We start from the raw sequence: 23,538 nt of genomic DNA, 5'->3' as shown, positions 1-23,538 counted from the left end.
TCGCCGGTATTCGGTGCCGTTATCGCTCCACGCACATCGCGATGCCCATGCCGCCGCCGATGCACAGCGTGGCGAGGCCCTTGTGCGCGTCGCGCTTCTGCATCTCGTAGAGCAGCGTCGTCAGCACCCGTGCGCCCGATGCGCCGATCGGATGGCCGATCGCGATCGCGCCGCCATTGACGTTCACCTTGTCCGGATCCCAGCCCAGTTCCTTGCCGACCGACAGCGCCTGCGCCGCAAAGGCCTCGTTCGCCTCGATCAGGTCGAGATCGCCGATCGACCAGCCGGCCTTTTCCAGCGCGCGCTGGGTGGCGGGGACCGGGCCGATACCCATGATAGACGGGTCGACGCCGGCCGAGGCCCAGCTTGCGATCCGGGCGAGCACGGGCGCGCCGCGCTTTTCGGCTTCGTCGGCCGACATCACGACCAGCGCCGCAGCGCCGTCGTTGATGCCGCTGGCATTGGCGGCGGTCACCGTGCCGTCCTTCTTGAACGCCGGGCGGAGGCCCGACAGGCTGTCCGCGGTCACGCCGGGGCGGATATATTCGTCGTCCGCGACCACCGTTTCGCCCTTGCGATGGGTGACCGTAACCGGCGCGATCTCGTCGGTGAAGCGGCCGTCGGCGCGGGCGCGCTCGGCATTGTTCTGCGAAAGCGTCGCGAACGCATCCTGCTCCGCGCGGGTAATCTGATAGCGTTCGGCCAGATTCTCGGCCGTGATGCCCATGTGATAATCGTTGAAGACGTCGGTCAGCCCGTCCTTGATCATCGTATCGACGAGGCCGATCGGCCCCATCTTGGTGCCGCCGCGCATATTCTGGCAATGCGGGCTCATCGACATGTTTTCCTGGCCGCCGGCGACGACGATCGCGGCATCGCCGGTTGCCACCTGCTGGCTGGCGATGGCGACGGCGCGCAGGCCCGATCCGCAGACCTGGTTGACGCCCCAGGCCGGGATTTCCTGCGGTACGCCCGCGGCCATCGCGGCCTGGCGCGCCGGGTTCTGGCCCTCGCCGGCGGTGAGCACCTGGCCCATCACGACTTCGGACACATCCTCCGGGGCGACGCCGGATTGCGTGAGCGCCGCCTCGATCGCGACGCGCCCCAGCTCATGCGCCGGGGTGGTCGCAAAGGCGCCGAGAAAGCTGCCGACGGGTGTGCGTTTGGCGGCGGTGATGACGATATCGGACATGGGCAGGGACTCCTCGAAACGGACGCGTGAAAACCAACCCGTCTGCCCTGAGCCTGTCGAAGGGCTGTCCTTCCTATCGAGAGGTTGAAGAAGGGCAGGGCTTCGACGGGTTCAGCCCGGACGGGAAATCTGGGCTCAGCCTATCAGCTATGTTGCACCTGCGAAAGCCATTGCGCGAGCGGCTCCCACAAAGCGGTCCGGCCCCGACTGCCGACGACCATCCCGACATGGCCCTGCGCGAGCGTCAGCACCTCGCCGGCCCGCGCGGCCGTTGCCTCCGGGACGATCCGGTCGCTGGTCGAGACGATATCGAGCGTGGGACAGGGGGGGGCGGCGGGATCGATCGCCATGCCCGCGACCGTCCAGCGGCCTTCGCCGCTCGCGTTGCCGCAGAACAGATCCTCGACCAGCTCGCGCCCCGCGCAATAGGTCAGCGGCGCGCCGTCATTGGCCCAGTCCTCGAGCGCGACGAAGGCGCGCGCCTTGTCGCTGTCGGGATCGAGCCGCCCGAACATTTCGAACTTGCTCACCGTGCGGGCCGGGTCGAGCTTCCAGAAACCCGTCTGCAATACTTCCATCGGCAGCGCGCCGATCTCGCGCGCCGCAGGTTCGGCCTTCTCCCAGAGGTGAAGGAGCCCCTCGCGCGCTTCGTCAGGAAAGCCGTCGAACCGCCAGGGCGCGGCCATGGTGGTGAGCGAGAGCGGGTTGCGCAGGGCCGCTGCCGCGATCGCCATCGTCCCGCCGAGGCAATAGCCGATCAGGTGCGCGGGTCGATCCAGTGCGTCGATCAACGGCAGCAGCAATGTTTCGATATGGCCGGCGACGGTGCGGTCGGCCTCGTCCTGTCCCGGCGTGCCCCAGTCGACGAGAAAGGGATGCACGCCCTGGCCGCCGAGCCAGCGGAGCAGCGAATTGTCTTCGGCCAGATCGAGGATGGTCGGAGGGTTGATCAGCGAGGGAACGAAGATCGCTGCCGGACCGTCTCCGCCATAATCGAGGAGGCGCGCACGCCCCGCCTCGGCGGCGACCGGAACGGGCGGCGACGCGGGCGGCCGCTCGGCCTGCTGATATGCGGTGAGGCCCGCCAAAGCGGCCGCCATCCGCTCTGGCGATGCTGCGGTTTCGCTGCGCAGCAAATCGAGGAAAAGCGGGAGCGGGCGGGGTTTGTGTTGCAGTGCACTATCTCCCGGTGCTAAACCGACTCCAACATTTGGAGACATGTTCATGGCTAAATCCGGTTCCGATTCCGACACGGTCATCATCAAGAAATACGCCAACCGGCGCCTCTATAACACCGAAAGTTCCAGCTATATCACGCTCGATCATCTGGGCGACATGATCCGCGACAAGCGCGACTTCCAGGTGATCGACGCGAAGAGCGGCGAGGACATCACCCGCGGCGTGCTCACCCAGATCATCATGGAAGAGGAAAGCCATGGGCAGAATATGCTGCCTGTCAGCTTCCTGCGCGATCTGATCGGTATGTACGGCAATTCGATGTCGGCGATGGTGCCGCAATATCTGGAGGCTTCGATGGAAGCCTTCCAGCGCAACCAGGCCAAGTTCCGCGACGCGATGGAAGGCGCGCTCGGCTCGGGCCCGTTCGGCGAGATTGCGCGCCGCAACATGGAAATGTTCGAGGCCGCGGCCGGCGCCTTCCAGCAATCGATCAAGAAGGACACGCCGGGCGAGGCGGAAAGCCATCGCGATGCCGAGGTCGATGCGCTGAAGGAACAGCTGGCCCAGCTGCAGGAACAGATCGAAAAACTCAGCAAATAGGGCAGTCTTGGACAATCCCTATTTCATCGCGGCGGCCGCCCTGCTGGCGATCGCCGGGGCTGCCGGCTGGATGGACCATCGCCGCAACAATCGCGAGCATCTCGATCATGTAGGCTGGGTCAACTGGCCGCTGGTGATGGTGCTGGCCTTGGTCGGCTCGCTGATGATGGTGATCCTCGGGTTCGGGCTCTGAAATCCCGAAATTAGCAAATGTTCTTGATATGTTCACAGGCCTTTCATAGGCTCGGCGCATGGCAGCCAGGACCACTATCGAGAAGCTCCGGATACTCGCGGATGCGGCGAAATATGACGCGTCCTGCGCGTCGTCGGGCACCAGCAAGCGCAGTGCGATCGGCACCAGCGGCATCGGGTCTACCGAAGGGATGGGCATCTGCCACGCCTATGCGCCGGACGGGCGCTGCATCTCGCTGCTCAAGGTGCTGCTGACCAATTTCTGCACCTTCGATTGCCGCTATTGCGTCAACCGGGTGTCGTCCAACGTCGAACGCGCGCGCTTCACGCCCGAAGAGCTGGTCCGGCTGACGCTCGATTTCTACAAGCGCAACTATATCGAAGGTCTGTTCCTCTCGTCCGGCATCATCCGTTCGCCCGACTATACGATGGAGCAGATCGTCGAAGTTGCGCGCAGCCTGCGCGAGGATCACGGCTTTCTCGGCTATATCCATCTCAAATCGATTCCCGAGGCGTCGCCCGAGCTGATCGCCGCGGCGGGCCGCCATGCCGACCGGCTTTCGATCAATATCGAGCTGCCCCGCACCGAGGGGCTGCGCCATTATGCGCCCGAAAAATCCGCCGCGACGATCCGCAAGGCGATGGGCGACGTGCGCAGCGGCATCGACGAAAACCGGCACGCCCGCAAATCCCGGCTGCTGCGCCGGGCCAAGCCGCCGCGCTTCGCGCCCGGCGGGCAATCGACCCAGATGATTGTCGGTGCGGACGGGTCGGACGACGGCCAGATATTGCGTGCTTCGACGCGGCTCTATGGCTCTTACAGGCTCCGGCGCGTCTATTATTCGGCCTACAGCCCGATTCCCGACGCCTCGGCGGACCTGCCGCCGGTCCGCCCGCCGCTGGTGCGCGAACACCGGCTCTACCAGGCGGACTGGATGCTGCGCTTCTACGGCTTCGGTGTCGACGAGATCATGGACGGCGGCGCGCAAGGGATGCTCGATCTCGCCATCGATCCCAAGCTCGCCTGGGCGCTCGTCCATCGCGAATGGTTCCCCGTGGATATCAACCGCGCGCCGCGCGAAACACTGCTCCGGGTTCCGGGGCTCGGACCGATCGCGATCGGCAAGCTGCTGGCGGCGCGGCGCCATGCGCGGCTGCGGCTGGACGATCTCGCGCGGCTCACCACGTCGGTGAAGAAGCTGCTGCCCTTTATCGAGGCGGCGGACTGGTCGCCCGGATCGCTGACCGACAGCCCGGGGCTCGCCGCGCGACTGGCGCCGCCGGCAGAACAGCTTTCGCTGTTCTGATGCCGCTCGTCCCGCTCGCTTCGCCCACGGACTGGGAAGGATGGCGCTCTGCCGCCCGCGCATTGTGCGCCGAGGGTGTCCCGCCCGAAGCGGTCGATTGGCGGTGCGGCGAGGCGCAGCGCGGTCTCTTCGCGGGCGAAGAGGAATGGCGAAGCGCAGCGCCGCCTCCGGTCGCGGTCCGTGCGCCGCGCCGCTTCCTGACGCTGAGCCGGTATGTGATCTGCCATCGCGACGAGGAGCGGTTCGCCCGGCTCTACCGCTTGCTGGTCCGGCTCCAGGGCGAGCCCGCGCTGCTCGCCAACGCCGCCGATCCCGATGTCGCCTGGACGCTGAAACGCGCCAAGGCGATCCGGCGGGACCGGCACAAGATGCATGCCTTCGTTCGCTTCCGGAAACTGGGCGAACGGGACGGGCGCGAACGGTTCGCCGCCTGGTTCGAGCCCGACCATCGGATCGTCGAGCTGGCGACGCCCTTCTTCGTCCGCCGCTTTCCGAACATGGACTGGGCGATCCTGACGCCCGAACGCTCGGCGGTCTGGCAGGATGGCGCGCTGCGCTACGGCCCGGGCGCGTCGCGGCAGGACGTGCCCGATGCCGATATGGTCGAGGCGGAGTGGAAGGCCTATTTCGCCGCGATCTTCAATCCGGCGCGGCTCAAGGTAAAGGCGATGACGGCCGAGATGCCGAAAAAATATTGGCGCAACCTGCCCGAGGCAGAGCTCATCCCCGGGCTGATCGCAGGTGCCGGCGACCGCAATAAGGCAATGCTTGAAACGGTGGTGACGGCGCCAAGCGCATTATCGAAACGGATCGTCCGGCGGCGGTGAATTACGGTACGATTAAGCCAAAGCCGTTAGGGTTGAGCGTGTCGAAGTCCGCTTATCCATGATGAAGCGCCCTTCGACAGGCTCAGGGCTACCGCGCTCCAGTCAATCGGGAATGTCTTAGAGACAGGCCTCGAGACAGGGCTGTTCGAAGCCATAGGCTTTTGCCTTGTCGAGCGTGTACGGGCGCAGGCCCATCGAGCGGTATTCGCCCTCGATCTTCCCGTCATCGTCCTCGCCCGTATACTCGAACTTGAACAGCTCCTGGGTGACGATCACATCGCCCTCCATCCCGATCACCTCGGTGATGTTCGTCGTCCGACGCGAACCGTCGCGCAGGCGCTTCACCTGGATGATGAGATCGACCGAGTCGGCGATCTGCTTCGAAATCGCTTCCTTCGGGATCTTGATGTCGCCCATCATGACCATGTTTTCCATACGGCCGAGGCATTCGCGCGGGCTGTTGGAGTGGAGCGTACACATGGAGCCGTCATGGCCCGTGTTCATCGCGGCGAGCAGGTCGAAGCATTCCGCGCCGCGAATCTCACCCAGGATGATGCGGTCGGGGCGCATACGCAGCGCGTTCTTCACGAGGTCGCCGATCGAAATCTCGCCCTTGCCCTCGAGGTTGGCGGGGCGCGTTTCGAGCGGCAGCCAGTGCGGCTGCTGCAGCCGAAGCTCGGCGGCGTCCTCGATCGTCAGCACGCGCTCGCCCGGGTCAATCATTTTCGACATGGCGTTGAGCATCGTCGTCTTGCCCGAGCCCGTACCGCCCGAGATGACGACGTTGAAGCGGCTGGCGCCAGCGACCTTGAGGAAGGTCGCCATCTTGTCCGACATCGAACCGAATTCCTTCATCATGTCGATGGTGATCGGCTTGTCGGAGAATTTACGAATCGAGATCGCGGTGCCGCGCAGCGACAGCGGCGGCACGATCACATTCACACGCGAACCGTCCGCGAGACGGGCGTCGGCGAGCGGCGTGGTCTGGTCGACGCGGCGGCCGACCGAGTTGCAGATACGTTGGGCGATCTGGAGCAGATGATCCTCGTCGCGGAACTGGATCTTGGCGAGTTCGAGCTTGCCCTTGCGCTCGACATAAGTCTGCTCGGGACCGTTCACCATGATGTCGTTGATGTCCGGATCGGCCAGCAGTTCCTCGAGCGGGCCGAGGCCGAGCAGCTCGTCGACCAGTACCTTTTCGAGCGCAAACTGTTCGCGCCGGTTCAACGTGATCTTCAGTTCGGCGAGCACCTCGGAGATGATCGGACGGAATTCTTCGGCAAGCTCGGTCTTGGTCAGGGTCGAGGCGGCTTCGGGATCGACGCGTTCGAGCAGGCGCGGCAGCACCTGTTCCTTGATCTTGTGGACAGAGGCCTCGAAACCCTGTGCTTCCTCGACTTCCTCGGCGATCGCATTGGCGCGATCGTTGAGCTTGGACATCGCATCGGCTTCGGGAATGGAAAGCGAGCCGTCATCCTCGGCGCCCGGAAGATCGAGCGATTCGATCGGCGGGAATTGCTCGCCGCCTTGCGGTTCTTCATCTTCGGGCGTGGGTTTCGGTGCCGGGGCGCCGCCGCCCTTCATCGGACGCGCTACGCCGAAGGAAGGTTTCTGCCCGCCGCCTTTTCGTCCAAATGCGCTCATCCCATCCCTCAATACGATATGCCCGCCGTTGGCGAGCCCGTGTTCGACATGGTGAATAGATTGAAAACTTTGACAATTAGCTAATAGCCGTCAAAGGGAAGCGATGGCCCTGAAAACCCCCGGAAATCCGCAAAATACGGTTAATGGCGGCGATGCGACCGCTATCGGTCTGCTGCTGGCGCTGGCCGGTTTCGCCTGTCTTTCGATGGGCGACGGCATCGTCAAGTCGATGGCGGGCGAATGGCCGGGTCTCGCGGTCGCGGCGTTGCGCTACAGCATTGGTGCGCTTGGACTTTTGGTCCTTCTGCTGATCCTCGAGGGACGCAAGGGGCTGCGCTGCCCGCGACCCTGGGTGCAGCTCGGCCGCGGGGTATCGGTCGGCCTCGCCACCCTGTTCTTCTTCAGCTCGATCTTCGTCATGCCGCTGGCCGATGCGACGGCGATCCAGTTCACCGCGCCGATGATCACGGCCATCCTTTCGACGATCCTGCTCGGCGAACGGATGCCGCGCATCACCTGGTACGCGACCGGTATCGCCTTTCTCGGCATGATCCTGGTGCTGCGGCCCAATGTGTTCGATCTCGGCTGGGTCGTGCTTCTGCCGATCGGCGCGGCGATCTGCTTTTCGTTCACGATCATCTTCAACCGGATGGCCGCGGGCACGGGCTCCGGCCTCTTGATGCAGGTCCTGATCTCGGCGATCGCCACGCCGGTGCTTATCCTGGCCGCGGCGCTCGGTCATTATTCGGGCGCCGAGGCGCTGCAGGTGACGATGCCGCACTGGAGCGTAATCGCGCGCTGCTGCCTCGTGGCGGTCACGGCGTCCTTCAGTCACTGGCTGGTCTATATGGCGACGACGAAGGCGTCCGCGGCCGAAACGGCGCCGATGGTCTATGTCCAGCTGCTGACCGCGGTGGCGATCGGCGTGCTGTTCTACGGCGATTATCCCGATCCGCTGGCAATGGGCGGCGCGGCGCTGATCATCGGGGCGGGACTGTGGCTGTGGAACCGGCAGCGCAGGCGCGCCGCTGTTCCCGCACGATAATTGCGCAAAGTTTACAAACTTCACACACAGCGACGTTTCTGCCGGACATATATTTTCCTGCAGTCGCAGCTGCGGGCTGACCCGGGCGAATACGCATCGCCGGGCTCGCACAGTTTTTCCTACATTGAAAGCGAAAGCGCGCGGGCGCTATTCGGCCTCGACGACCTTTTCGGCAAGGATCGTCAGGCCCTTGTCGTTGACCTCGGCAAAGCCGCCCTCGACCTTGATCGTCTCCGGCGTGCCGCCGGCGGTCTTGAAGATCTGGATCGCGCCGTCGCGGATCGTCGACATGACCGGGGCATGGCGTTCGAGCACGCCGAAATCGCCTTCCGTGCCGGGCACGACGACCATATGCACTTCCTCCGAGCGGAGAAGCTTTTCCGGCGTGACGAGTTCGAAATTCAAAGCCATTGGGTATCTCCGCCCCTCCCGCAACGGGGAGGGGCTTTAGAAGTTAGGCCGCGTCGGCCGCCAGTTCGCGGGCGCGCTCGCGGACATCGTCGATGCCGCCGACCATGTAGAAGGCGGCTTCGGGCAGGTCGTCATGCTTGCCTTCGACGACTTCCTTGAACGAGCGGATCGTATCTTCGAGTTCGACGAAGATACCCGGCTTGCCGGTGAAGACTTCGGCAACGTGGAAGGGCTGCGACAGGAAGCGCTGGATCTTGCGGGCGCGGGCCACGATCAGCTTATCTTCCTCGGACAGTTCGTCCATGCCGAGAATGGCGATGATGTCCTGGAGCGACTTGTAGCGCTGCAGCGTTTCCTGGACGGCGCGGGCCGTCTCGTAATGCTCCTGGCCGACGACGCGCGGCTCGAGAACGCGGCTGGTCGAGTCCAGCGGGTCCACGGCCGGGTAGATTCCGAGCTCTGAAATCGCGCGCGAAAGCACGGTCGTGGCGTCCAGGTGGGCGAAGGAGGTGGCAGGGGCAGGGTCGGTAAGGTCATCGGCCGGCACGTAAATGGCCTGCACCGAGGTGATCGAGCCCTTGTTGGTCGAGGTGATGCGTTCCTGCAGGTTGCCCATGTCGGTCGAGAGGGTCGGCTGATAGCCCACGGCCGAGGGAATACGGCCGAGCAGGGCCGACACTTCCGAGCCCGCCTGGGTGAAGCGGAAGATGTTGTCGACGAAGAAGAGCACGTCCTGGCCTTCCTGGTCGCGGAAATATTCGGCAATCGTCAGGCCCGACAGCGCGACGCGGGCACGGGCGCCCGGAGGCTCGTTCATCTGGCCGTAGACGAGGGCCACTTTCGAACCTTCGGAGATCGCGACGCCTTCGTCATTCTTGGCGATAACGCCGGCATCGAGGAATTCGTGATAGAGATCGTTACCCTCGCGGGTACGCTCGCCGACACCGGCGAACACCGAGGTGCCGCCATGGCCCTTGGCGATGTTGTTGATCAGTTCCTGAATGAGCACGGTCTTGCCGACGCCGGCGCCGCCGAACAGGCCGATCTTGCCGCCCTTGGCGTAAGGCGCGAGCAGGTCGACGACCTTGATGCCCGTGACGAGAATCTCGGCATCCGTCGACTGGTCGACGAACGGCGGGGCTTCGGCATGGATCGGGGCGGTCGTTTCGGCGCCGATGGGCCCAAGCTCGTCGATCGGCTCGCCGACGACGTTCATGATGCGGCCGAGCGTCTGCGGACCGACCGGCATCGAAATCTGGCTGCCCGTGTCGGTCACTTCCTGACCGCGGACCAGGCCTTCGGTCGCGTCCATGGCGATGGTGCGGACCATATTCTCGCCAAGATGCTGGGCGACCTCGAGGACGAGGCGGTTGCCGTTATTGTCGGTGACGAGTGCCGACAGGATCTCGGGCAGCTCGTTCGGGAAGCTCACATCGACAACGGCGCCGATAACCTGTGAGATCGTGCCGACATTGTTGGTGGTGGCCATGATTTATTTCCTAATTCAATCGTTTCTTGGTGCGATTTCGACCACAATCATCACTTTGTGGCCCACATGACTAGTTTCAATTTCCCAGATGTAGTGATTGATATCAACTACTTTTAGAATAGAGCCTTCAGCTAACTTCAAGGGGAAATCTGTAAAGCCGCGCGGTTCAAATTGATCTCCAACGGAGATCGGAGAGAGTGGCGTGGACGTCTTAATCGAGAAGAACGGATCGCCGTAAAAGGATGATGTGTATAGTTCGAGATGATACTCGACTGGAAGTGCATCACTCATAACGCCTCTGCTCCCGAAATAATCTCCACCAGTTCGGTGGTAATCGCGGCCTGGCGGCTGCGGTTATATTCGATGGTCAGCTTGTCGATCAGGTCGCCGGCATTGCGCGTGGCGTTGTCCATCGCGGTCATCGAGGCGCCCTGTTCGGATGCCGTGTTCTCGAGCAGCGCCCGGAATAGCTGGATCGACAGGTTGCGCGGGAGCAGCTCGGAAAGGATTTCCTCTTCGTCCGGCTCATATTCGACGGCGACCGTGCTGGTCGTGTCCGCATCCTCGTCGACCGGGACGGGGATGATCTGCTGGGTCTGCGGTTCCTGGACCAGCGCGGATTTGAACTTGGAATAGAAGAGCCAGGCGACGTCGAATTCGTTCTTTTCGAGCCGCGCGACCAGGTCTGCGGCGATTTCCTTCGCATCGTCATAATGCGGGTTCTTGATCTCGCTGGTGTCGAAGTGATGATCGATCGCGCCCGCATAGAAGCGGTTGATGATCGGCTTCGCCTTCTTGCCGACCAGATAGAAGGAAACGTCCTTGCCCTCGGCCTTCAGCGCTTCGGCCTTCTGCCGCGCTTCCTTCACGATATTCGTGTTGAAGGCGCCGCACAGGCCGCGGTCGGATGTCGCGACGACGAGCAGGTGCCGCTGCTTCTTGCCGGTGCCGGCGAGGAGCGCGGGCGTGTCGCCATTGATCGAAACCTTGGACGCAAGGCTTGTCATGACGCCCTCGAGCCGCTCGGCATAGGGGCGCGCGGCCTCGGCGGCCGCCTGCGCCTTGCGGAGCTTGGCGGCGGCGACCATCTGCTTGGCCTTGGTGATCTTCTGGGTCGATTTGACCGACCCGATCCGATCCTTGAGTTCTTTAAGGCTTGCCACTGTTGATCAGCCTTCCAGTTCTTTGACTTCGATCAGCTGCGGGTCGTCCCGAAGCCAATCTTCGTATTTCTTGAAAACATCGCGCGTGTAGGGTTGCGCATGATGAAAGTTGAACGCGTCCATGTCCGCCCAGCGCTCGAAGATATGAATGTTCGAGGAGCCGTCCGCGGCGCGATACGCCTCAAAATGCTCGCACCCGGATTCCTGCCGCGTAGCCGGCACAATCGCCGCCACAGCCGCGCAAGCATCGTCAAGATGCTCGGGCTTGACCGGAACGGTTGCGAACACCGTGTGACTCATCAGGCGAAGGTCTTCACGAAAGCGTCGAGGATGGACTTGAGCTTGTCGGCTATATCGTCCTCCAGCTTCTGCGTGTCGCGGATCGTCGTCAGGACATCGGCATGATCGGCGCGCATATGGGCGAGGAAGCTTTCCTCGAAATGCGTGACCTGGTCGGTGGCGATGCCGTCGAGATAGCCCTGCGTCCCTGCGAAGATCGACGCGACCTGCTCTTCCATCGGCATCGGCGAGAACTGCTTCTGCTTCAGGAGCTCGGTCAGCCGTTCGCCGCGATTGAGCAGCTTCTGCGTCGAGGCGTCGAGGTCCGAACCGAACTGGGCGAAGGCCGCCATCTCGCGATACTGGGCGAGCTCGAGCTTGATCGAGCCCGACACCTTCTTCATCGCCTTGGTCTGGGCGGCCGAACCGACGCGCGAGACCGAAAGGCCGACGTTGATCGCCGGGCGGATGCCCTGGAAGAAGAGGTCGGTTTCGAGGAAGATCTGGCCGTCGGTGATCGAAATCACGTTGGTCGGAATATAGGCAGACACGTCGCCCGCCTGGGTTTCGATGATCGGCAGCGCGGTCATCGAACCGGCGCCATTGTCCTCGTTCATCTTCGCCGCACGCTCCAGGAGACGTGAGTGGAGATAGAAAACGTCGCCCGGATAGGCTTCGCGGCCCGGCGGGCGGCGCAGCAGCAGCGACATCTGGCGATAGGCGACGGCCTGCTTGGAGAGATCGTCATAGACGATGCAGCTGTGCATGCCGTTGTCGCGGAAATATTCGCCCATCGTGCAGCCCGTGTACGGCGCGAGATACTGGAGCGGGGCCGGCTCGGACGCGGTCGCGGCGACGACGATCGAATATTCCATCGCGCCATTTTCTTCGAGCTGGCGAACGATCTGCGCGACCGTCGAGCGCTTCTGGCCGATCGCGACATAGATGCAGTAGAGCTTCTTCGATTCATCGTCCGACGCGTTGACCGTCTTCTGGTTGATGAAGGTGTCGATCGCAACGGCGGTCTTGCCGGTCTGGCGGTCGCCGATGATCAGCTCGCGCTGGCCGCGGCCGACGGGAACGAGCGCGTCGATCGCCTTGAGGCCGGACTGGACGGGTTCGTGCACCGATTTGCGCGGGATAATGCCGGGCGCCTTGACTTCGACGCGCTTGCGCTCCGTCGCCTCGATCGGGCCCTTGCCGTCGATCGGATTGCCGAGGCCGTCGACGACGCGCCCCAGCAGGCCCTTGCCGACCGGAACGTCGACGATGGTTTCGGTGCGCTTGACGGTGTCGCCTTCCTTGATCTCGGCGTCCGAGCCGAAGATCACGACGCCGACATTGTCGGCCTCGAGGTTGAGCGCCATGCCCTGGACGCCGTTTTCGAAGGCGACCATTTCACCGGCCTGGACATTGTCGAGGCCGTGCACGCGGGCGATACCGTCACCGACCGACAGCACGGTTCCGATTTCCGAGACCTGCGCCTCGGTGCCGAAACTGGCGATCTGGTCCTTGATGACCTTGGAGATTTCTGCAGCGTTGATGTCCATTGTCAGCCTTTCATGGCGCTTGCGAGTGCATTCAATTTGGTGCGGAGCGAGCCGTCGATCATCCGGCTGCCCATGCGGACGACGAGGCCGCCGAGCAGCGAAGGATCGACACTCATGTCGATATTGACGTCCCGTCCCGCAAGGCTTTTGAGCTTGGCCTTCAGTGCGGCGACCTGGTCGTCGGAAAGGGGATGGGCCGAAGCGACTTCGGCATTGGCTTCGCCGCGATACTGGGCGGCGATGGTCGAGAAGGCGCGGATCGCGGCGCCGAGCTGAGCCAGGCGGCGATTCTCGGCGAGCGTCCCGAGGAAGTTGGTGGTGAGCCGATCGAGGCCGAGCGATTCGGCGACCGCTTTGGTCGCGGCCACAGCTTCGGACCGGCCGACGAGCGGGCTCGTCGTCAAGGTCGCGAACTCGTCCGAATCGGCGAGCGCCGATTTCAGTTTCGCAAGACTGGCCTCGACCGCGTCGAGCTGCTTGTTTTCTTCCGCCAGTTCGAACAGTGCCGCCGCATAGCGGCCTGCCAGGCTGGCCTTGATTCCGCCGGAAATATCCACGCGCAAATATGCCCCTAAAGGAGGATGACTGGTCCATAGAAAAGGGAGCGGCAAAACGCCCCCGCTACGGCTGCGGGCCACCTAGCAAGGGTCATGCTGCGATGCAAGATGGCGCGGGCGAACTTTTCCCCGAAACTATTCGCCGGAGGGCCCTTCGGGCGGGTCTTCGGTCTCGGCGGGTTCCGCATCGGCGGATGCCGCTTCGGCAGATGCGGCGGCTCCGGCTTCCGGCTCCGCGTACAGCTCGGCCAGGCTCGGCCGGTTCAGAAAAGCATAGACCGCGCCCGCCATCAGCGCGATGCCGAGCCCGATGCTGAGGCCGCCGACCAGCGTTCCGGGCCGCCAGCGACGGCGGAAGAACATCGCGATGATCCCGCCCGTGAACAGCATCGCGCCCGTCACGAGCAGCGCGACGGCGAGCGCCAGGCTCAGTTCGCGGGTCTCGTAGAACGCCTCGCGCTCGCGGTCGCGGGCCAGCCGGTCCGCGCGCTCGCGCTCCGCCGCTTCGCGCCGCGCGCGTTCGGGCGAGGGGACGCAGCTCTCGGTCGTGATCTCGGGCCGGACATCGGCGCGCTGGAGGAACGGGATAATCTCGCGCGCGGAGATCGCGAAGCCGAACTCGGCGTCATTCTGCTGGGCCAGCGCCCCGAAACTGTTGATGCCGATGATCCGGCCGCAATCGTCGACCAGCGGCCCGCCGCTATTGCCGCGCGCCATCGCCGCGGTGTGGAGCAAGGTGTCGACGTCGCGCCGGCTGCGCCCGCCCGAGAGCTGGCCGAAGGTGCGGACCGGCGGGATCGGCTGGACCCGTTCGGTGGCCGAGAGATTTTCCGCGAGATCGACGGATCCCGGATAGCCGATCGCGGCGACCCGGCCGGTATCGGGCGGCGTGCCGGTGAAGATCGGCAGCGGCTCGATCACGTCCTCCTCGATCCGGATCAGCGCCAGATCGGCCCGCGAATCGGAGGACAGCAGCCGCCCCGGATAGCGCCGGTCGCCCGAGGAGGGGACGATGCTGATCGCGATATTGGGCGATTCGCGCAGCGGCGCGACGACATGGGCGTTGGTGACGATCAGGCCCGGCGCGACCGCGACGCCGCTGCCATGGCCGAGCAGATATTCGCCCTGTTTGGGGTCGTTGGCGATCAGCGCGACGCGCACCACGCTGCGCGCGGCGAGCACGACCTCGTTTTGTGTGGCCGCCTGTTCCTCGCCCTTCTGCGCCGATGCCGCCACCGGCAGCATCACCATCCAGAGCAGCAAGACAGACATCCATCGCAGCACGGCAAACCCCTCCCAATCGGCACGGACCGGCCTTTTAGCCGGGGCGCGGGAGCGAATGAAAGGGGGCGCTTTCCTTTGACCGCAATATTCGGAACGCATCTGTGCTAAACTGTGCCTAGAAAGGCCGCATGACACAGCAAATCACATCCATAGACCCCGATCTCGCCTGGCGGGCCGTGCAGGCGCGCGATCGCAGTTTCGACGGCCGCTTCGTGACCGGCGTGCTGACGACGGGCATCTATTGCCGGCCGTCCTGCGCCGCCCGCCATCCCAAGCGTGGCAATGTCCGCTTCTTCGCGACCGGAAACGAGGCGCGCGAAGCGGGCCTCAGGCCCTGCAAGCGCTGCAAGCCCGACGAAGTGTCGCGCGACGAGGCGGCGGTCGCCGAAGCGGTCGCGCTGATCGCGGCGGCGGAAGAAGCGCCGAAGCTCGATCAGGTCGCGGCGCAAGTCGGCTATTCGCCCACCCATTTCCTGCGCGTCTTCCGCCGGGCGACGGGCGTGACGCCGGCCGCCTACGCGCGGCGGCTCCGCGCCGACCGCGCCGAACGGGCGCTCGATACCGAGGACCGGGTGACCGATGCGATCTACGAGGCCGGCTATTCGGGGCCGGGCCGTTTCTATGCCGAAACCGGCAAGCGGCTCGGCATGACCCCGTCGGCCTGGCGCAAGGGCGGGGAGGGCGTGACGATCCACTGGGCGATCGCCGAGACGAGCCTCGGCGACATGCTCGTCGCCGCCACCGAGCGCGGCATCTGCCGGCTGAGCTTCGACGAGGACGAAGCGGCGTTGCGCGAGCGTTTCCCCAACGCCGAGATCGTTCCGGCGAACGGCGACATGGCCGATCTGGTCGCGCGTACGGTCGCGGCGGTCGACGATCCGGCACGGCCGCACGGCCTGTCGCTCGACGTCCAGGGTACGGCCTTCCAGGAAGCGGTCTGGCGCGAACTGACCCGCATCCCGCCCGGCGAGACCCGGACCTATGCCGAAATCGCCGCCGCGGTCGGCAAGCCCAAGGCGGTGCGCGCAGCGGGCAGCGCGAACGGCGCGAACAATGTCGCCGTCCTCATCCCCTGCCACCGCGTCATCCGCACCGACGGCTCGCTCGGCGGCTATGCCTACGGGCTGAAACGGAAGGAAGCGCTGTTGGAACGCGAGCGGGCGGGGCGGAGCTAGGCGCTATTCTGTCGCTTCGAGGGCTGTTTCCTCAGCGTTCGACGCGCCTGTGCCGGAATCTACCGCCAAGCCTCGGCGCGCAGCATCCGCGATCTGAACGATTTCGTCGCCGGGTTCCACGTGCGGGGTTTGGACCACCGGCATGATCGCGTCGAGCGCGTCACGATATTCGCCGCGATCCAGATAGGCCCGTGCCAGATCGATCCGCAAATGCGCGTTCTGCGGAACTAGCAAAAAGGCGGATTCCAGGGCAGCCATGGCGTTATCAGGCCGGTCTTGCGGGTCCGGATAGGAATCAAAATAGCCGTGCAAGGCGCGCGCGTTCCGCGGATCGGACCGGTTGGCGCGCAGATAGTGCTGCCGCGCCAATTCCCAGTTGGGGTCGTCCGCGTCATCGGTCGCGCGCGCGGCCATGATCAGCTGATCGCCCTTCATATTGTTGGCTTCGACGTGATCCGGATCGAGTTGCAACGCGCGGTCGATCGCCCGCATGGCCGCCTCCATGTCCTCGTCGGCTTCCAGAGACCTGGCGAGTTCGACATGCGCCTGCGCTTCGTTCGGATAGCGTTCGACGGCCCGTCTGACCTGCCGCTCGAGCCGATCGGGATTGCGCGGGAAGAGCATCGCGATCTCGGCCTGGACCTCGGACAGCTCCGTGATCGTGATGGTGGACGGATCGATCGGTTCGATCCGCCGGGCGATGCCCGGCACCCGCCGCCCGAGGCCATAGTCCCGGAGCGTCCGGTCCAAAGGTTCGTCAAGCCGCCCGAACGTGGCCGCATAGGCTTCGGATCCGCTTGTGCCTTGCGCGAGCGCCTGCAGATACCGGTTCAGCAGCGCGCCTGCCTCGCTGTCGAACGCGGCGTAATGGACGAGTATCCAGCCCTGTACATAGGTCATGTTCGCGTTCGGCTGGGCGTTGGACAATATGTCCGCATAGCGGAGCCGGCGGCCCCATTGGAAAGATGCTACCCCACGGGGCAAGGGGCGGCCGATCTCAACCCAGCCATCGTCCCGGATTTCGGCCGTCGCGAAGAGCTCCGCAAAGCCTTCGACATACCAGCTGGGATAGGTGGACGGCGCATATTGATACATGAAATGATGCGCATATTCATGGAACAGCACATGGTTGGCCGTCATGCCCAACGTGCCCGAACTGACATTGCGCCGCGGGACCACAGCAAAGGGACCGCGCATCGAAGGATTGTAAAAGCCGGCCACGTCTCCGCCGCCATGATAGCGGACGACGGCGTTGTAGTTTGTCACCATGTATACGCGCAGTTTGACCTCTGCGGCTTGTTCCGGCGTGCCGGTCATGGCTCGCATCACTCGGTCGAGGCTTTCCAGTTCGATCGCGCGCTCGCGGATCTCATCCTCGCTCAGCTCGGCATATATGATGAAATGATCGGACTCGGCCCGGTGCCATGCAGCGTCAACAGCCGCGGGTATGCACAGCGTCGCGATAAGAACACCGATCCAGCGCATCATCCGCCCGATTGCCTCCCCGGTTCAGATAGCTGCAAAACGCTGCGATGTCAGCTTATTCGTCGGTAGCGCTCGCGCGATGCGGGGCCGGGTCTACCGCTCTGGATCGTTTTCCGTTGCCGGACTGTCGACAGCCCCTGCGACCGGATCGTCCACAGTATCGGTCTCGTCTCCCACTTCCGGCGCTTCCTCTTCGGCCGCCGCGGCCACTTGGGATTCGGCTTCCGCATCCGCAGCCTCGGCAGCTTCGGCTTCGGCCCGGAGCTCTTCCAGAATGGCACTGGCCTGATCGAACCCGGCTTCGCGGGCGCCAAGTTCCTGGATCAGCAACGCCATGATCCGGCTGCCGGATTGGTGCGGATCCTGCGCCACCGGCCGGACGATCGCACCGGCTTCTTCGAAGCGTCCGTCCTCGAGCATTTCGCGACCGAGAAGCAGTCTGATGATCGGCGATTGCGGCACGAACTGATAGGCCTGATTGAGCGCCGCCATGGCATCGTCGGGCCGGTCTTCGCGATCCGGGTAGGACAGATAATAATAGAGCAGGGCCAATGCATTGTTGTGGTCGGCATTGTTGGCCCGGATGAAATGGCCGCGCGCTTGCTCCCAGCGGGGGTCGGCGGCCAGCTCTTCCCCGGCATCGAATCCGAAGAATGCCGTGACGTCGAATTCGGCCCCGTCGGCGGACTCCTCGCCTGTGTCCTCCGATTCAGCTGTTGCGGTATCGTCATCGCTCGCTTGGGCGGTGATCGACAAAAGCGTCGCGACGCCCTTGTAGATGTTGGCCTCGACATGGTCGGCATCGATCGCCAGCGCCGTATCGGCCGCTTCGATCGCAGTCGTATAATCCTGACGCGCGATGGCCGAGATCGCGGCTTCGACATGCAGTTGAGGCACATCGGGATATTCTTCGAGCAGGTCTTCGACGCGGTCGTTAAGCTGCTCTCCTTCGCGCGCGTACAGAAGAGCGATAGCGGCTTCGTCGTCGGTCAGCTCCTCGATTTCGACGGGGCCGCTCGGAGGCAGATCGAGGACGAGGCGAAGGACGGGAATTCGCCGTCCCGTTCCATAAGCGGTCAGAATCTCGTCGAGACCGGGATCCCAGTCACCGAAATTCCGGCTATAGGCTTCGCTCGGCTCGATACCGTCGCTGATCGCCCGCAAATAGCCGTTCAAGGCTTCGCGCGTTTCGCGATGAAATGCGGCGTGATGGACGAGCAGCCATCCCTGCGCATAAGTCATGCGATTGTTGCGCAGCCTGTTGGAAAGCAGGGTTTCGTGGGGAATCCAGGGAAAGAGGCGCAGCCAAGGGACATTGTCCCGCGCCGGGAATCCCAATTCCACCTCATCGTCGTCGCGAAAGCGGATGGTCGAGTAGAATTCGGCGAAGCCCTCGACATACCAGGCCGGGTAGCTGGTCGGGAAATACTGCATCATGAAATGGTGCGTATATTCGTGAAACAGAACATTCTGGCCGGTCACGCGAAACCGGCCATAGCCGGCGCTTCGCCGCGGGACGATGGCGTAAGGCCCGCGCGGATCGGAAAAATAGATGCCGCCGACCCGCATATTCCCGTCCAGATAGCGCGAAATCCGCCCCTGGTTGCGGACGACGAATATCCGCAGCTTGTTCAGGGATTGCACTGTTTCCAGACCGCTGAAACGCCGCAAAAGCCCATCGAAACGCTCCAGCTCGGCAACATATTCGCGCATGCGCGATTCTGAAAATTCGGCATAGACGATGAAGTTCGTCGATTCCCCGCGGCGCCACCGGGCATCGGCTGGTGCGACTATGAGCAGCGTTGCCGCGATAAAGATCAGAAACCGCATGGCTTTTACTATCAACGCGCCGTTTTCGCGGCAACGCGCTTGATTATCGCATTCAAAGAAAACTGTAGGGATCGACATCCACGGTCACACGCACGCCTTTCGGCCAGTCTCGGTCGCCAAGCCAGTCGCGGATCACGCTCTGCACGTCGAGCGCGCGGCGGGCATGGACGAGGAGGCGCTGGCGGTGGCGGCCGCGGAGCATCGCGAGCGGCGCGGGAACTTGGCCGAGCCGGATGTAGCCATTCGCCAGGCTTCTCCCTATTGAGGCATTTTTGAGAAGAGGTAGCGCGATGCACACGATCGATTTCCCGTCCAGTTACAGCAGCATACCCGATCCGGCGGATCTCGCTACGCTCTCGCAGACGACCGAGATCGAGCGCTCGTTTCTGGTGAACGTTGCGCAGCATGAATTCACTGGTGTTGGGGAGATTGTCGACTTTGGCACGTTCCTGGGCGGCAGCACCTATCTCCTCGGCATGGGTCTGGAGAGAAACAAGCGTCTCTCTCACGCCGAGAAGATCGCCCGCATCCACGCTTTCGGTATGTTCGGTGAAGACAACGCCAAACGCATCTTTGACGCCGACCTCGTCACCCAGATTCTCGGCGGTCCGATCAAAGAGGACATCTGCGTCTTTGAGAAAGTCGTCGACCGTTATCGCAGCCTCATCAATCTTTACGCGGGCGACATTTGCGAGATCGAATGGATCGGCCGCCCGATAGAGATCGGCCACATCGACATCGCTAAAACGCTCGAGGTTTGGAAGCGCACCTGGGCCATCATCGCGCGACACTACATCCCCGGCTCGACCATCCTCATTCACCAGGATTTCAAATCGATCACTCTGCCCTGGCTCACCTACGGGCTTGAACTGATCCTGCCTTACGTCCGCGTTATTCGGCAAATCGCCGACGGTTCGCTTTACTTCAAGATCGTCGATCCGATCCCCGACGATTTGCAGACCAAGATCGTCACCGACGACTTCACGCTCGAAGAGCGCATCGAGCGCATCGAACGCATGGAAGCTTCCCTTGAACAGCAGTGCACGGTGATAGGCCGCCAGTTCCCCGACGCGACGATCGGCAAGACCGCCTTCTGCCAATATTGGTTCGGCGACCGCGAGGAAGCCCGGCGCATCTTGGAGCCCTACAAGGCTCGTCACGCGAAGTTCTTCCGCCACTTCTTCGAGCGCGACTAAATCTCGGCCGAGATATCGATGCGCTGACCCGACGCACCAGAGCGGACTGCTGGCGCTAGAGGAAGGAATACGGATCGACATCCACGGTAACACGCACGCCTTTCGGCCAGTCCCGCTCGCCCAGCCAGTCGCGGATCACGCTCTGCACGTCGAGCGCGCGGCGGGCATGGACGAGGAGGCGCTGGCGGTGGCGGCCGCGCAGCATGGCGAGCGGGGCGGGGGCGGGGCCGAGGACCATCATGCCCTCGACCTTGGGCGCGGTCTGGCCGATGACCCGCGCAGTCTCGAACGCTTCCTTCTCGTCCTCCGAGGAGATGACGATCCCGGCATAGCGGCCGAAGGGCGGCGCTCCGGCGAAGCGCCGGGCCTCGGTCTCGGTTTCGTAGAAGCTCTCCGCGTCGCCCGACACCAGCGCCTCGATGACCGGCGCGGTCGGCTCGTGGGTCTGGATGAAGACGCGGCCCGGCTTGTCGCCGCGCCCGGCGCGCCCCGAAACCTGCATGATCTGCTGAAAGGTGCGTTCGGCCGCGCGCAGGTCGCCGCCCTGCAACCCGAGATCGGCATCGACGACGCCGACCAGAGTCAGGTTCGGAAAATGATAGCCTTTCGTCACCAGCTGCGTGCCGATGACGATATCGATATCGCCGGCCTCCATCCGGTGGACGAACTCGGCGGCCTTGGCCGGCGACCAGAGCGTGTCGGAGGTGACGATCGCGGTCTTCGCCTCGGGAAACAGCGCGGCGACCTCGTCGGCGATCCGCTCGACGCCCGGGCCGCAGGCAACGAGGCTGTCCTCTGCGCCGCATTCCGGGCATTCGTCGGGCGGCGGCATGACATGGCCGCAATGATGGCAGGCGAGGCGGGCAAGCAGCCGGTGCTCGACCATCCAGGCCGTGCAGTTCGGGCATTGGAAGCGATGGCCGCAGGTGCGGCACAATGTGAGCGGCGCATAGCCGCGGCGATTCAGAAAAAGCAGCGACTGTTCCTTGCGGGCCAGCGTCTCCTCGACCGCGCGGACGAGCGTCGGCGCGAGCCAGGAGCCGCGCGGCGGCGGGTCCTGCAGCATGTCGATCGCGGCAAGCTCGGGCAGTTCCGCCGCCCCGTAGCGGCCGGGCAGGGTGACGCTTTCATAGCGGCCGATCTCGACCATCTGCTTGGTCTCGATCGCCGGCGTCGCCGAGGCGAGGACGATCGGGAAGCTCTCGAAATGCCCACGCATCACCGCGACGTCGCGGGCATGGTACATGACGCCTTCCTCCTGCTTGAAGGCGCTTTCATGCGCTTCGTCGACGATGATCAGCCCGAGCTTGGGATAGGGGAGAAAGAGCGAGGAGCGCGCGCCGACCGTCACCTTCGCCTCGCCGGTCGCGATGGCGCGCCAGGCCCGGCGGCGTTCGGACTGGCGCAGCCCCGAATGCCAGGCGACGGGCTCGCAGCCGAAGCGCGCGGTAAAGCGGGTCAGGAACGGCTCGGTCAGCGCGATCTCGGGGAGCAGCACGAGCGTCTGCCGCCCCATGCGCAAGGCTTCGGCGATGGCTTCGAAATAGACCTCGGTCTTGCCCGATCCCGTGACGCCGTCGAGCATGATCGGCGCGAACGCGCGCGCCTCGACCGCTTCGACGAGCCGCGCGCTGGCCTGTTGCTGGCCCTCCTCGAGCTCGGGCGGGCCGAAATCGGGATCGGGGAGCGGGAAGGGCGCGTCGAGCGAGACCTCGACCGGTTCGAGCGCGCCCGCCTTCACCAGCCCCCGAATCACGCCGACCGACACCTCGCCGATCTCGGAAAGCTCGCGGATGATGCCTTGGCTGTCGCCGATCAGCTCGAGCGCCTGTTCGCGCTTCGGCGTCATCCGCTCGGGCATTCCGCCCGAGGCGCGGTATTCGGTGATCGTCTTCTCGCCCGAATAGCCGCTGGTGGACGCAAGGCTCATGCGGAGCACGGAGGCGAGGGGCGCAAGATAATAGTCGGCCGTCCATTCGATCAGCCGGCGCAGCGTTTCGGGAATCGGCGGTGCGTCATAGACGCCGAGGATCGGCCGCAGCTTCTCCGCCGCGACCGGCGCGCCCTCCAGCCGCCCATCGTCCCAGACCACGCCCGTCACCTGGCGCGGCCCGAGCGGCACTTTGACGATGCTGCCCGGCGGCGCGGCCATGCCGCCCGGCACCCGATAGTCGAGCGGGCCGAGCGCGGCGTTGAGGATCAGGACGCGGACGCGGGTCACATGCGATACAATAGGTCATGTGCGCCGGCTGAAAAGCCGGATGGTCCGTCTTGCCCGATTGTCTGTGGATAGCCGCTACAGCGGCTCCGGCGATTGGGCTATAGCGGCAACACGACTCACCTTCCGATACGGGACCGCCTCCGCCATGAAATTCTTCGCCGACACCGCCGATACCGACGCCATCCGCGAACTCGCCGCCACCGGCCTCGTCGACGGCGTGACGACCAACCCGTCGCTGATCCACAAAGCTGGCCGGGACATCATGGAGGTCACCAAGGAGATTTGCGGGATCGTCGACGGGCCGGTCTCGGCCGAGGTCGTCGCGACCGAGCATGAGGCGATGATGCAGGAGGCCGAAGTCCTGCGGAAGATCGCCGACAATATCGCGATCAAGGTGCCGCTGACCGTCGACGGGCTCAAGACCTGCAAGGCGCTTACGAGCGACGGCACGATGGTCAACGTCACGCTGTGCTTCACGGCCAACCAGGCGTTGCTCGCGGCCAAGGCGGGCGCGAGCTTCATCTCGCCGTTCGTCGGCCGGCATGACGATATCGGCTATGACGGGATGAACCTCATTTCCGATATCCGGATCATCTATGACAATTACGATTTCGAGACCGAAATCCTCGTCGCCTCGGTCCGCCACCCGATCCATATCCTTGAGGCCGCGAAGATGGGCGCGGACGTATCGACCATGCCGCCCGACGTGATCCTGAAGCTCTTCAACCATCCGCTGACCGACAAGGGCCTCGCGGCGTTTTTGGCGGACTGGGAAAAGACCGGGCAGAGCATCGGCTGAGGCTCAAAAAAAAGACTCGTCACCCCGGACTTGATCCGGGGTCCAGGGCCAAAGGCGGATTCACTTGCCGCCCTGGATTCCGGATCAAGTCCGGGGTGACGAAGGAGAAAATC

The 23,538-nt window shown here is 64.1% G+C and carries 22 protein-coding genes and 1 pseudogene; 8 read left to right on the top strand and 15 right to left on the bottom strand.

Annotated features, from left to right (window positions below; genetic code table 11):
• Positions 1–19: 19 nt before the first annotated feature.
• Positions 20–1,192: an acetyl-CoA C-acetyltransferase gene (locus HFP57_RS05910; RefSeq protein WP_176868921.1), complete on the bottom strand. Its 1,173-nt coding sequence runs from the start codon at positions 1,190–1,192 to the stop codon at positions 20–22.
• 143 nt (positions 1,193–1,335) lie between these two features.
• Positions 1,336–2,292, bottom strand: coding sequence for an alpha/beta fold hydrolase (locus HFP57_RS05905; RefSeq protein WP_246263422.1), 957 nt, complete (start codon positions 2,290–2,292; stop codon positions 1,336–1,338).
• 118 nt (positions 2,293–2,410) lie between these two features.
• Between HFP57_RS05905 and phaR the strand changes: the two genes are divergently transcribed.
• Genes phaR through HFP57_RS05885 form a run of 4 tightly spaced genes read left to right on the top strand, consistent with a single transcriptional unit; the run spans position 2,411 to position 5,297 of the window.
• A complete protein-coding gene (phaR, locus tag HFP57_RS05900; RefSeq protein WP_176868919.1) occupies positions 2,411–2,971 on the top strand; it encodes a polyhydroxyalkanoate synthesis repressor PhaR in 561 nt (186 codons plus the stop codon).
• 7 nt (positions 2,972–2,978) lie between these two features.
• Positions 2,979–3,164 (top strand): hypothetical protein, encoded by a 186-nt coding sequence (locus HFP57_RS05895; protein WP_176868918.1) that lies wholly within the window; start codon positions 2,979–2,981, stop codon positions 3,162–3,164.
• 58 nt (positions 3,165–3,222) lie between these two features.
• The gene (locus tag HFP57_RS05890) at positions 3,223–4,470 is read left to right on the top strand and encodes a putative DNA modification/repair radical SAM protein (RefSeq protein WP_176868917.1); all 1,248 of its coding nucleotides are present in this window, start codon (positions 3,223–3,225) and stop codon (positions 4,468–4,470) included.
• Entirely contained in the window at positions 4,470–5,297 is an 828-nt protein-coding gene (locus HFP57_RS05885; RefSeq protein WP_176868916.1) for a TIGR03915 family putative DNA repair protein, read from the top strand. The genes HFP57_RS05890 and HFP57_RS05885 overlap by 1 nt, the downstream gene beginning before the upstream one ends.
• A 117-nt stretch (positions 5,298–5,414) precedes the next feature.
• On the opposite strand, the gene HFP57_RS05880 is transcribed toward HFP57_RS05885, so the two are convergent.
• Positions 5,415–6,941, bottom strand: a complete 1,527-nt coding sequence (locus HFP57_RS05880; RefSeq protein ID WP_176868915.1) for a TadA family conjugal transfer-associated ATPase — start codon at positions 6,939–6,941, stop codon at positions 5,415–5,417.
• A gap of 103 nt (positions 6,942–7,044) precedes the next feature.
• Between HFP57_RS05880 and HFP57_RS05875 the strand changes: the two genes are divergently transcribed.
• On the top strand, positions 7,045–7,986 hold the full coding sequence (locus HFP57_RS05875) for a DMT family transporter (protein WP_176868914.1): 942 nt from the start codon (positions 7,045–7,047) through the stop codon (positions 7,984–7,986).
• Between the two features lie 147 nt (positions 7,987–8,133).
• Here HFP57_RS05875 and HFP57_RS05870 read toward each other — a convergent pair whose 3' ends face one another.
• The 8 genes from HFP57_RS05870 to HFP57_RS05835 form a co-directional block, all read right to left on the bottom strand.
• Positions 8,134–8,397 carry an ATP synthase F1 subunit epsilon gene (locus HFP57_RS05870; protein ID WP_176868913.1) on the bottom strand — a complete coding sequence of 88 codons (264 nt, stop codon included), beginning with the start codon at positions 8,395–8,397 and terminating at the stop codon, positions 8,134–8,136.
• Between the two features lie 43 nt (positions 8,398–8,440).
• Positions 8,441–9,886, bottom strand: a complete 1,446-nt coding sequence (atpD, locus tag HFP57_RS05865; protein WP_176868912.1) for a F0F1 ATP synthase subunit beta — start codon at positions 9,884–9,886, stop codon at positions 8,441–8,443.
• Positions 9,887–9,901: 15 nt separating this feature from the next.
• Positions 9,902–10,177, bottom strand: a complete 276-nt coding sequence (locus tag HFP57_RS05860) for a hypothetical protein (RefSeq protein ID WP_176868911.1) — start codon at positions 10,175–10,177, stop codon at positions 9,902–9,904.
• Positions 10,174–11,049 carry a F0F1 ATP synthase subunit gamma gene (locus HFP57_RS05855; RefSeq protein ID WP_176868910.1) on the bottom strand — a complete coding sequence of 292 codons (876 nt, stop codon included), beginning with the start codon at positions 11,047–11,049 and terminating at the stop codon, positions 10,174–10,176. Before HFP57_RS05855 ends, HFP57_RS05860 begins: the two co-directional genes overlap by 4 nt.
• A gap of 6 nt (positions 11,050–11,055) precedes the next feature.
• A complete protein-coding gene (locus HFP57_RS05850; protein ID WP_246263420.1) occupies positions 11,056–11,337 on the bottom strand; it encodes a putative quinol monooxygenase in 282 nt (93 codons plus the stop codon).
• 11 nt (positions 11,338–11,348) lie between these two features.
• Positions 11,349–12,878, bottom strand: a complete 1,530-nt coding sequence (gene atpA, locus HFP57_RS05845) for a F0F1 ATP synthase subunit alpha (RefSeq protein ID WP_176868908.1) — start codon at positions 12,876–12,878, stop codon at positions 11,349–11,351.
• A 2-nt stretch (positions 12,879–12,880) separates the two neighbouring features.
• Positions 12,881–13,435 carry a F0F1 ATP synthase subunit delta gene (locus tag HFP57_RS05840; protein ID WP_176868907.1) on the bottom strand — a complete coding sequence of 185 codons (555 nt, stop codon included), beginning with the start codon at positions 13,433–13,435 and terminating at the stop codon, positions 12,881–12,883.
• Positions 13,436–13,570: 135 nt separating this feature from the next.
• Positions 13,571–14,707, bottom strand: coding sequence for a S1C family serine protease (locus HFP57_RS05835; protein WP_176868906.1), 1,137 nt, complete (start codon positions 14,705–14,707; stop codon positions 13,571–13,573).
• A 140-nt stretch (positions 14,708–14,847) separates the two neighbouring features.
• On the opposite strand from HFP57_RS05835, the gene ada reads away from it, so the two are divergent.
• Entirely contained in the window at positions 14,848–15,894 is a 1,047-nt protein-coding gene (gene ada, locus HFP57_RS05830) for a bifunctional DNA-binding transcriptional regulator/O6-methylguanine-DNA methyltransferase Ada (protein WP_176868905.1), read from the top strand.
• Between the two features lie 3 nt (positions 15,895–15,897).
• On the opposite strand, the gene HFP57_RS05825 is transcribed toward ada, so the two are convergent.
• From HFP57_RS05825 to HFP57_RS17985, 3 genes and pseudogenes are all read right to left on the bottom strand, one after another.
• Entirely contained in the window at positions 15,898–17,382 is a 1,485-nt protein-coding gene (locus HFP57_RS05825) for a tetratricopeptide repeat protein (protein WP_176868904.1), read from the bottom strand.
• Between the two features lie 90 nt (positions 17,383–17,472).
• Positions 17,473–19,209 (bottom strand): tetratricopeptide repeat protein, encoded by a 1,737-nt coding sequence (locus tag HFP57_RS05820; RefSeq protein ID WP_176868903.1) that lies wholly within the window; start codon positions 19,207–19,209, stop codon positions 17,473–17,475.
• Between the two features lie 52 nt (positions 19,210–19,261).
• A pseudogene (locus tag HFP57_RS17985) lies at positions 19,262–19,435 on the bottom strand (hypothetical protein); the annotation flags it as partial.
• 64 nt (positions 19,436–19,499) lie between these two features.
• Here HFP57_RS17985 and HFP57_RS05810 point away from each other — a divergent pair.
• A complete protein-coding gene (locus HFP57_RS05810) occupies positions 19,500–20,405 on the top strand; it encodes a hypothetical protein (protein WP_176868901.1) in 906 nt (301 codons plus the stop codon).
• A gap of 55 nt (positions 20,406–20,460) precedes the next feature.
• Here the strand turns inward: HFP57_RS05810 and HFP57_RS05805 are convergent, their stop codons facing one another.
• Entirely contained in the window at positions 20,461–22,626 is a 2,166-nt protein-coding gene (locus HFP57_RS05805; RefSeq protein WP_176868900.1) for a primosomal protein N', read from the bottom strand.
• Positions 22,627–22,771: 145 nt separating this feature from the next.
• On the opposite strand from HFP57_RS05805, the gene fsa reads away from it, so the two are divergent.
• A complete protein-coding gene (gene fsa, locus HFP57_RS05800) occupies positions 22,772–23,425 on the top strand; it encodes a fructose-6-phosphate aldolase (RefSeq protein ID WP_176868899.1) in 654 nt (217 codons plus the stop codon).
• Positions 23,426–23,538: the final 113 nt, after the last annotated feature.

It is taken from the genome of Parasphingopyxis algicola (assembly GCF_013378075.1).
Taxonomy (GTDB): domain Bacteria; phylum Pseudomonadota; class Alphaproteobacteria; order Sphingomonadales; family Sphingomonadaceae; genus Parasphingopyxis; species Parasphingopyxis algicola.
The sequence above is the reverse complement of the archived record's forward strand: the minus strand, read 5'-3'. Positions and strand labels throughout refer to the sequence as shown.